At 29.7% G+C, this 9364-nt stretch carries 9 protein-coding genes; all 9 read left to right on the top strand.

Annotated features, from left to right (window positions below; genetic code table 11):
- Positions 1–11: 11 nt before the first annotated feature.
- Positions 12–488: an OmpH/Skp family outer membrane protein gene (locus Q1J48_RS03435; protein ID WP_300330411.1), complete on the top strand. Its 477-nt coding sequence runs from the start codon at positions 12–14 to the stop codon at positions 486–488.
- A 17-nt stretch (positions 489–505) separates the two neighbouring features.
- Positions 506–1519, top strand: coding sequence for a UDP-3-O-(3-hydroxymyristoyl)glucosamine N-acyltransferase (gene lpxD, locus Q1J48_RS03430; protein ID WP_300361261.1), 1014 nt, complete (start codon positions 506–508; stop codon positions 1517–1519).
- 185 nt (positions 1520–1704) lie between these two features.
- On the top strand, positions 1705–3012 hold the full coding sequence (locus tag Q1J48_RS03425; protein ID WP_300361258.1) for an NCS2 family permease: 1308 nt from the start codon (positions 1705–1707) through the stop codon (positions 3010–3012).
- A 12-nt stretch (positions 3013–3024) separates the two neighbouring features.
- A complete protein-coding gene (locus Q1J48_RS03420; protein WP_300361256.1) occupies positions 3025–4740 on the top strand; it encodes an adenine deaminase C-terminal domain-containing protein in 1716 nt (571 codons plus the stop codon).
- 65 nt (positions 4741–4805) lie between these two features.
- Complete coding sequence (locus Q1J48_RS03415) at positions 4806–5606, top strand: PDZ domain-containing protein (protein WP_300361253.1); 801 nt, start codon at positions 4806–4808, stop codon at positions 5604–5606.
- 377 nt (positions 5607–5983) lie between these two features.
- On the top strand, positions 5984–6571 hold the full coding sequence (locus Q1J48_RS03410) for a TIGR03936 family radical SAM-associated protein (RefSeq protein WP_300330914.1): 588 nt from the start codon (positions 5984–5986) through the stop codon (positions 6569–6571).
- A 35-nt stretch (positions 6572–6606) separates the two neighbouring features.
- Positions 6607–7875 (top strand): serine--tRNA ligase, encoded by a 1269-nt coding sequence (gene serS / locus Q1J48_RS03405; RefSeq protein ID WP_300361251.1) that lies wholly within the window; start codon positions 6607–6609, stop codon positions 7873–7875.
- On the top strand, positions 7865–8338 hold the full coding sequence (locus Q1J48_RS03400; protein ID WP_300361248.1) for a hypothetical protein: 474 nt from the start codon (positions 7865–7867) through the stop codon (positions 8336–8338). The genes serS and Q1J48_RS03400 overlap by 11 nt, the downstream gene beginning before the upstream one ends.
- A 64-nt stretch (positions 8339–8402) precedes the next feature.
- The coding region (locus Q1J48_RS03395) for a class II fructose-bisphosphate aldolase (RefSeq protein WP_300361246.1) at positions 8403–9364 on the top strand (962 nt) is incomplete at its 3' end.

Here is a 9364-nt window from a genome sequence, read left to right as displayed (position 1 = left end):
GGAGGTAACAAATGAAAAAATTAGCATTAATGGCATTAGTAGCAACAATGTCAGTTCAAGCATTAGCAACAAAAGTGGGAGTAGTTAATACTCAAGAATTATTCTATAAATATTCTAAAACTAAAGCTATGGATGAAAATATAAGAAAACAAACTTCAGCTTTAGACAACACTTTAAAACAAAAACAAGTTGAACTTCAAAAAATGGAACTTGAATTAAAAGCAAAAGGTGCTAAAGTAACTGATAAAGAGAAAAAAGCTTTCGAAGATAAAATAAAATTATTAGAAAAATTTGTTAAAGATTCTCAAATCAAACTTAACAAAGAGAGAGCTGCAAGAATGGCTGAAATAGAAAAAGTAATGCAAAACGCTATCGACAAAGTAGCTAAGAGCGAAAAAGCTGACTATGTATTAGAGGCTGGAGCAGTTAAATTCGGTGGAGTAGATATTACATCAAAAGTTTTAGCTGAAATGGAAAAATCTAAATAATAGAGGGAGGATTAGCAATGGAATATAAAATATCCGATGTTGCTAATCTTCTTGGTTGTGAAATAAAAGGGGACAAAAATCTTTTAGTAAAAGGTCTTGCCCCTTTTTTTCAAGCTGAGGAAGAGGAGCTAACATTCGCATCTGATGAAAAATTTTTACACAAATTAAATGAAACAAAGGCAAAAGTAGTTATAGTGCCTAATATAGAACTTCCTGAAATTGGGAAAACTTACCTTTTAGCAAATCAAGATCCTAGAAAGTTAATGCCATTACTTCTTAATTTCTTTAAAAGAAAAACTAAGAAGATGGAAAAACCTATCGAGGACTCTGCAAAGATAGGAGAAAATGTTGAAATCGCTCCACATACTTATGTGGGACACGATGTTGAGATAGGAGATAATACTAAAATTTATCCAAATGTAACTATTTGTGAGGGGGTAAAGATTGGTAAGGACTGTATAATCTATCCAAATGTAACTATTAGAGAGTTTTGTGAGATAGGGGACAGAGTTATCCTTCAACCAGGTGTTGTGATCGGTGGAGATGGATATGGTTTTGTTAAGGTAAATGGAAATAATATCAAGATTGAGCAAATTGGAAAAGTTATTATAGAAGATGATGTTGAGATAGGTGCTAATACAACTGTTGATAGAGGAGCTATCGGAAACACTGTAATTAAAAGATATGCTAAACTTGATAACCTTATCCAAATAGCTCATAATGTTGTGCTAGGTAAAAACTTCTTGGCTGCCTCTCAAGTGGGAATAGCTGGAAGTACTGAGGTTGGAGATAATGTTACTTTCGGTGGACAGGTTGGTGTAGCTGGACATATTAAGATAGCTAGTGGTACAACTGTGGCTGCTAAAGGTGGTATAACAGGAACTATAAAAGAGGAAAATCAAGTTTTAGGTGGTTATCCATTATTACCTTTAAAAGATGATATGAAGGTAAAAGCAAGTCTTAAAAAATTACCTGAACTTTTAAAGAGAATAAAAACTTTAGAGAAAGAGTTAGAAAAATTAAATAAATAATATTTGGGAGCGTTAAGCTCCCATTTTTATTTATGTTAAATTGTGGGGAAAAATCTTCCCCATAAGAATGAAAAAGAGAGAAAATTTTACTTTAATATTATAAAAAATATTGATATTAAAAGATTCACAATTAAAACAACTTGTGATATAATATTCGGAATAATATTTTAGGAGGAGTTTTAGAAATGGGTTTTTTAGAAAAACAATTTAAATTAAGAGAAAGTGGTACTGATGTTAAAACAGAAATTTTAGCTGGAATAACAACATTTGCTACAATGGCTTATGTTTTGGCAACAGTTCCATCAATTATGGAAAAGGCTGGTTTTGGAAAATCAGGAGTTTTAACAATGGTTATTATTTTATGTGCTTTAACTTCAACAGCTATGGGAATTGTAACAAATAGACCATTTGTGTTAGGACCAGGACTTGGGAGTGTAGCTGTTTTTGCAGTATCAATGTTAAATGGAGAAGGAATATCTCCAGCAGTTGCAACAGGAGTTATATTTTGGGAAGGAATTCTTTTTGTTATCATTTCTTTTATAGGGTTAAGAGATATAATAGTAAAATTAATACCCTTAAGTATAAAAATATCTATTAGTGCAGGAATAGGACTTTTTATTGCATTATTAGGATTTAGAAATGCTGGAATTATTGTAGCTAATGCTAAAAAAAATGTTCTTGCTTTTGGAGATCTTACAAGTCCAGCAGCTATTTTAACTGTTATAGGTCTAATTATTTTACTTATTTTTGAAATTAAAAGAATAAAGGGAGGAGTAATTTTAGCAATTCTTTTAACTACAGCTATAGGAATTCCATTAGGTGTTACAAAATTACCAACTACATTATTTCAATTACCAGGAAATCCAACAGATATGATATTTAATATAGATATTATGGGAGCTTTAAATATAAAATATGTGCCATTTTTATTTGCTTTATTTATTCCTGATTTTTTCTCAACTTTTGGAACTGTTATAGGAGTAGGAGCTAAGGCAGGACTTCTAGATAAAGATGGAAATTTACCAGGTATTGAAAAATGTTTTTATGTAGATTCAATTTCAACAGTAGCAGGAAGTTTATTTTGTATGCCTTGTATGACTACTTATTTAGAGTCTGCATCTGGAGTAGAAGCTGGTGGAAAAACAGGATTAACAGCAGTATCAACTTCTATTATGTTTTTATTAATGTTTCTTATAACTCCGTTAGCTTTAATGATACCTTCAGCTGCAACTGCTCCAACTTTGATATTAATGGGAGTAAAAATGTTAGGTGGAATGAGAAATATAAATTATGACGATCAAACAGAATGCATACCAGCTTTTTTATCGGTAGCTTTAACAATATTTACAAATAATGTTGCGAATGGAATATCAGCAGCTATTATAGTTTATGTAATATTAAAATTAGCAAATGGAAAATATAAGGAAATACCAAAAACAATGTATCCATTTGCAGCTATTCTTTGCTATTACTTTTATACATTAACATTGTAATTTGGGGGGAGAATGAAAGTAGATTTATTAATTAAGAATGTAAAAGTTTTTAATTCGTATTTAAAAAAATTTAGAGATGGAAATGTTGCTATACTAGATGGAAAATTTTTATATATAGATAATAGTAAATTTGAAGAATTTACTTCAGAAAATGTGGTAGATGGAAATAATAGATTTATGATACCTGGATTTATAGATATACATATGCACATTGAAAGTTCAATGATGACTCCTGTTCCTTTTTGTCACCACTTATCTAAAAATGGAGTGACTACAATAGTGGCAGAACCTCATGAAATAGCAAATGTATTTGGAGAAGAGGGAATAGAAGCTATGATAAAAGCAGAGGATAGTATAAATACCTCTGTATTTTATGGTGTACCAAGTAGTGTTCCTTCGACTTCAGAAGAGTTAGAGACAACAGGAGCCATTCTTGATTTAGAAAAAATGAAAAAAATAGCAGAAAATCAAAGAGTTATTTGTATTGGCGAAATTATGAATTATAGAAAAGTTATAAAAGATAATACTCTTGATATTTGTAAATTCATTGAATATGTAAAAGAAAATAAACCTCATTATGCGATAGAGGGACATTGTCCAAAACTATTAGATTTAGAATTAGCACAATTTTTATATTTAGGAATAGATGGAGATCATACAGAACATACTTTAGAAGAATTTAAACAAAGATTTGAAAATGGAATGTTTATGGAACTACAGAATAAATCTTTATCTGATGAATTATTAGATTATATTGATAAAAATGACTTATATGAACATTTTTGTTTTGTAACTGACGATACTATGGCAGATACTTTTTTATATGAAGGACATCTTAATGCTGTTATAAAGAAAGCAATAAAAATGGGAATGAATATAGAAAAAGCTATTTATTGTGGAACATATACTCCAGCAAGAAGAATGAATATGAAAGATAGGGGAGCTATTGCTCCAGGAAAAAAAGCAGATTTTATTTTATTAGATAATCTTCAAGAGTTAAACATAAATAAAACTTTTATAAATGGAAAAGAAGTTTATAATAGTGAAAGAGAAAAAGAATATATACCAACAGACTATAAATTTCCAAATAAATTTTATAAAAGTATTCATTTAGAAAAAATAAATGAAGATATATTTAAAATAAAAGTAGATAAAAAGAAAGAAAAAGTAAATTGTAGAGTTATTGAAGTAAGTGATGGTAGTACAAGAACTAAAAAATTAATAAAATCAATAAATGTTAAAGATGGATATTTAGATTGGGAAAATTCACCTTATATGCTTATAGCAGTTTTTGAAAGGCATGGAAAAAATAGAAATATTGGTTTTGGATTAGTGACAGGAGATTGTATAAAAAAAGGAGCAGTAGCAACAACTTATGCTCATGATCATCATAATCTTATGGTAATAGGAAAAAATGCAGAAGATATGGTAATAGCTGTAAATAGAATTATTGAACTACAAGGTGGTATTTGTTGTGTTCAAGGAAAAAATATTATGAATGAGGTTAGTTTAAAAGTAGCTGGTATTTTATCAGAAAAGAGTGTCAAAGAATTGGGAAAAGAAATTGAAATTTTAAGAAAAAATATGAAAGAATTAGGTTATAAACATTATAATCCTATAATGTCTCTGTGTACTTTATCGTTACCAGTTTCTCCAGAGCTAAAAATAACAGATAAAGGACTTATAGATGTAACAGAAGGAAAAGTTGTAAGTTTAATAGTTGAATAATAAGATTATTGATTTTATATGGAATATAGAGTATAATCATAAAAAGGTAAAGAAGGAGTGAGATTATGAAGAGGATTTTATTTCTTTTAATAATATGTATTATAACAGGGTGCACAGGTAATCCATATAAGAAAAACTATGAAAGCTGGAAAATCTATCAAGAAAAACCTTTGGAAAAAACAGGGGAGATAGATATAAAAAGGGTAGAAACAGTTTTAAAAGGTTTAAGTGTTGAGGAGTTTTTAGACGAGGCTTTTAAGGATGGGTATGGTGGTTTGGGATACTCTGTGTTTAGAAGTGAGGATATTTCAGAAAAGAAAATAGAAAATTTTGCTAAGGAGATAGGTGCTAATCTTGTGGTGTATTCTAAAAAATATCTAGGGGAGCATAGCTATCAAACAGTAGAGGGAATACCAGTTTATACCAATGTTTATACCCACGGAATAGCATATAATCCAAATGTTGGAAATGTATATTATAGTGGTAGCCAATTGGTTAGCTCAACTCAATATGTACCAGTGATAAAAACAATATATCTTTATCAATATGAAAGTGTGTTTTTGAAAAAGTTAAGTGATGAAGAGATAGGCTATGGAATGAACATAGAAGATATAGAAGATGTTAGAAAAAATTTTAAAATAGATAAAAATATATCTGAAGGAGTTGTGATAACCTCGGTAGCAAGAGGAAGTCAAGCCTATAAAGATGGATTTTTAAGAGGGGATATAATAAGAAATGTTGGAAAAAGAAAAGTAATAAATTATTTTACTTTGGAAGAGATTGGATTTTTTTCTAAGGGAGAGGACTTAGTCTGCGAGGTTTTAAGAAATGGAAGTTTAAAAAGATTAAAAGTCAAAAGATTTTAAATCTTTGTATAAAAAACTTTAAAAAAATTAAATAAATAATATTTGGGAGCGTTAAGCTCCCATTTTTATTTGTGTTAAATTGTGGGGAAAAATCTTCCCCATAAGTAGAGGAAATAAAAATATAAAAAATAAGATTATGGCAATAGAGTTATAAAAAGAGAGGTTATTATAGAAAGAATATAAAAGAAAAAAGTATATGGAAAAATAGTAAAAAATATAGTTTTTTAATAGAGTAGGAATATCTTTTTGTTATAATTTGGTTAAAAACTAGCTTATAATCAATAAAATACAAAAAATTTGAATATAAGTATTTAATAAATTGTCAATTCGTGGTACAATATAAAAATCAAGATTTAAAAAAAGAAAGAGAGAGGCCTATGAAAAAGAGATTATTTTTTAATAAGTATGATGATATGAAATATATTTCTCATCTTGATCTTTTAAGAGTAATGGACAGACTTCTAAGAAGGGCTGGAGTACCGATAAAATATTCTCAAGGTTTTCACCCAAGACCAAAGATCTCACTAGGAAATCCTATATCTTTAGGGACAGAGGCATTTAATGAACCTATGGATATAGAACTTAGAGAGGATATGACAAATGCTGAGTTAATGGAAAAACTTAACAGTAAAAGCGTTTTAGGATTTGAGTTCACAAAGGTGATAGACATTGACGGTAAAACTTCCATTGCTGATGAGTATAAAGAGATGAGGTATGAGATAACTGGTGATGCCTCCTCCTTAGATAGATTATACGAATTATTATCAAGAGATGAGATTTTACTTGTAAAAGAAAAAAAAGGTAAGGTTGAAACAAAAGATCTTAAACCAAGAATAAAATTTTTTGAGAGAAAAGGTGATATGATTAATCTTGTAATAGAAAATATGTCGCCAAACTCATTGTTAAACATATGTGAAGTAGCTATAAAAGATGTGGCTATAAAAAGATTTTGTGTAGAAAAATAAAACTTAAATAAGGTGTATGTATAAAGGGAGGAAATATGTTAGATTTAAAATTTATGCGTGAGAACAAAGAACTTATTGAAGAAATGTTAAGAAATAGAAATAGTGATTTAACATTAGACGAGTTCGTAAAATTAGATGAGGAAAGAAGAGAGATATTATCAGAAGTAGAAGCTCTTAAAAACAAAAGAAACGTTGAGTCTATGGAAATAGCTAGATTAAAAAAAGCTAAAGAAGACGCATCTGAACTTATAAAAGAGATGGGAGAAGTTTCTGCTAAAATAAAAGAACTTGATGAAAAATTATCAGTAGTTGATGAAAAAATAAAATATATCCAAATGACAATTCCTAACAAATATCACGAAACTACTCCAATAGGAAAAGATGAAGATGAAAACGTTGAGATCAGAAGATGGGGAACTCCTAGAACTTTTGACTTCCAACCAAAAGCTCACTGGGAAATCGGAGAAAACTTAGGAATATTAGACTTTGAAAGAGGAGCTAAATTATCAGGATCAAGATTCGTTCTATATAGAGGACTTGGATCAAGACTTGAGAGAGCTTTAATCAACTTTATGCTAGATATGCACGTTGATGAACACGGATATACTGAGCACATCACTCCATTTATGGTAAACAGAGAAATCTGTGAAGGAACTGGACAATTACCAAAATTTGAAGAGGATATGTATAGAACAGATGATGATATGTTCTTAATCTCAACTTCAGAAATAACTATGACAAATATTCATAGAAAAGAAATCTTAGATGAAAAAGAATTACCTAAATACTATACAGCTTATTCACCTTGTTTCAGAAGAGAAGCAGGATCTTATGGAAAAGACGTTAAAGGAATCATAAGACTTCACCAATTCAATAAAGTAGAAATGGTTAAACTTGCTACTCCAGAAACTTCTTATGATGAATTAGAAAAAATGGTAAACAATGCTGAAGATGTATTACAAAGATTAGGACTTCCATACAGAGTAATATCTCTTTGCACTGGAGATATAGGATTTAGTGCTGCTAAAACTTATGACTTAGAAGTATGGGTACCATCTCAAAACAAATATAGAGAAATCTCTTCTTGTTCAAACTGTGAAGATTTCCAAGCTAGAAGAATGGGACTTAAATACAGACCAAACGGAAGTAACAAAAGTGAATTCGTTCACACATTAAATGGATCTGGACTTGCAGTAGGAAGAACATTAGTAGCTATAATGGAAAACTACCAACAAGAAGATGGATCATTCTTAATACCTGAGGCTCTAGTACCATACATGAAAGGTATAACAGTTGTTAAATAGTTTTTATTTACTGTTAATATTATTTAATATATTTAACAGTGATTTAAAAATACTAGGGCTTATATTTTTATTGGTTATCTGCCTAAATATTTTTAGAAATAAAAATTTATTAAAAGATATAAAAAAACTTAGAATTTTAATATATATCTATGGGCTTACATTTATGATGTATGTCTTCACTCAACAAGAGGGAGAGGTATTATTTAAAATTTTTGGACTATATTTAACCAAAGAGGCTGTAATTAATTTTTCTATAAACTTTATAAAGATTATAAATTTTATTATGGTTTCTTGGTTATTTAATGGTAATAATATAATTTTTAATAGATTGGGTAGATATAAGAGTATAATCGAAAGTGTAATAGAACTTGTACCAGAAGTATTTGTATTATTTAAAAAAAGGTTAAAAATTAAAGCATTTTTAAAGCATATTTTGACATCTATAAAATTAGATGAGAATTAATATTGCTTTTATAAATAATATTTGATAAAATTAATAAAATGATAAAATACAAGGAGGAATAAATATGTCTTACAATTATAAAGACTTAGGTCTTTCTAACACAAAAGAGATGTTTAGAAAAGCAAACGAAGGTGGATATGCAGTTCCAGCTTTCAACTTTAACAACATGGAACAAGCTAAAGCAATAGTTGAAGCTTGTGCTGAAATGGGTTCACCAGTAATATTACAATGTTCTAAAGGAGCTATGGAATATATGGGATCTTACATGGTTCCAATGATAGCAAAAGCTGTTGTTGACTATGCTAGACTTTCTGGATCAGATATACCAGTAGCTTTACACTTAGATCACGGACCAAGTTTTGAAGTTGCTAAAAAATGTATAGATGCAGGATTCTCTTCTGTAATGATCGACGGATCTCATCTTCCATTTGATGAAAACGTAGCTGAGGCTAAAAAAGTTGTTGAGTATGCTCACTCTTTAGATGTAACAGTAGAAGCTGAATTAGGAGTTTTAGCAGGAATTGAAGATGATGTTAAGGCTGAATCTCATATCTACACTAACCCTGATGAAGTTGAAGCTTTCGTAAAAGGATCAGGAGTTGACTCTTTAGCAATCGCTATCGGAACTTCTCACGGAGCTCACAAATTCAAACCAGGTGATGACCCTAAATTAAGACTTGACATATTAGCTGAAATCGAAAGAAGAATCCCAGGATTCCCTATCGTATTACACGGATCTTCAGCAGTTCCAGGACAATATGTTGAAATGATAAAACAATATGGTGGAACAATAAAAGACGCTATCGGAATCCCTGATTCTGAATTAAGAAAAGCTACTAAATCAGCAGTTGCTAAAATAAACGTTGATACTGACGGAAGATTAGCATTCACAGCTGGATTAAGAAAAGCTATGGCTGAAAAACCAGGAGAGTTCGACTTAAGAAAATACTTAGGACCAGCTAAAGATGAAATGAAAGCTTACTACAAAACTAAAATAGTTGACGTATTTGGTTCTGAAGGAACTTA

The organism is Fusobacterium sp. (assembly GCF_029258315.1).
Lineage (GTDB): Bacteria > Fusobacteriota > Fusobacteriia > Fusobacteriales > Fusobacteriaceae > Fusobacterium_B.
Note: the sequence above shows the minus strand (reverse complement) of the source record. Positions and strands in the feature narration are given on the sequence as shown.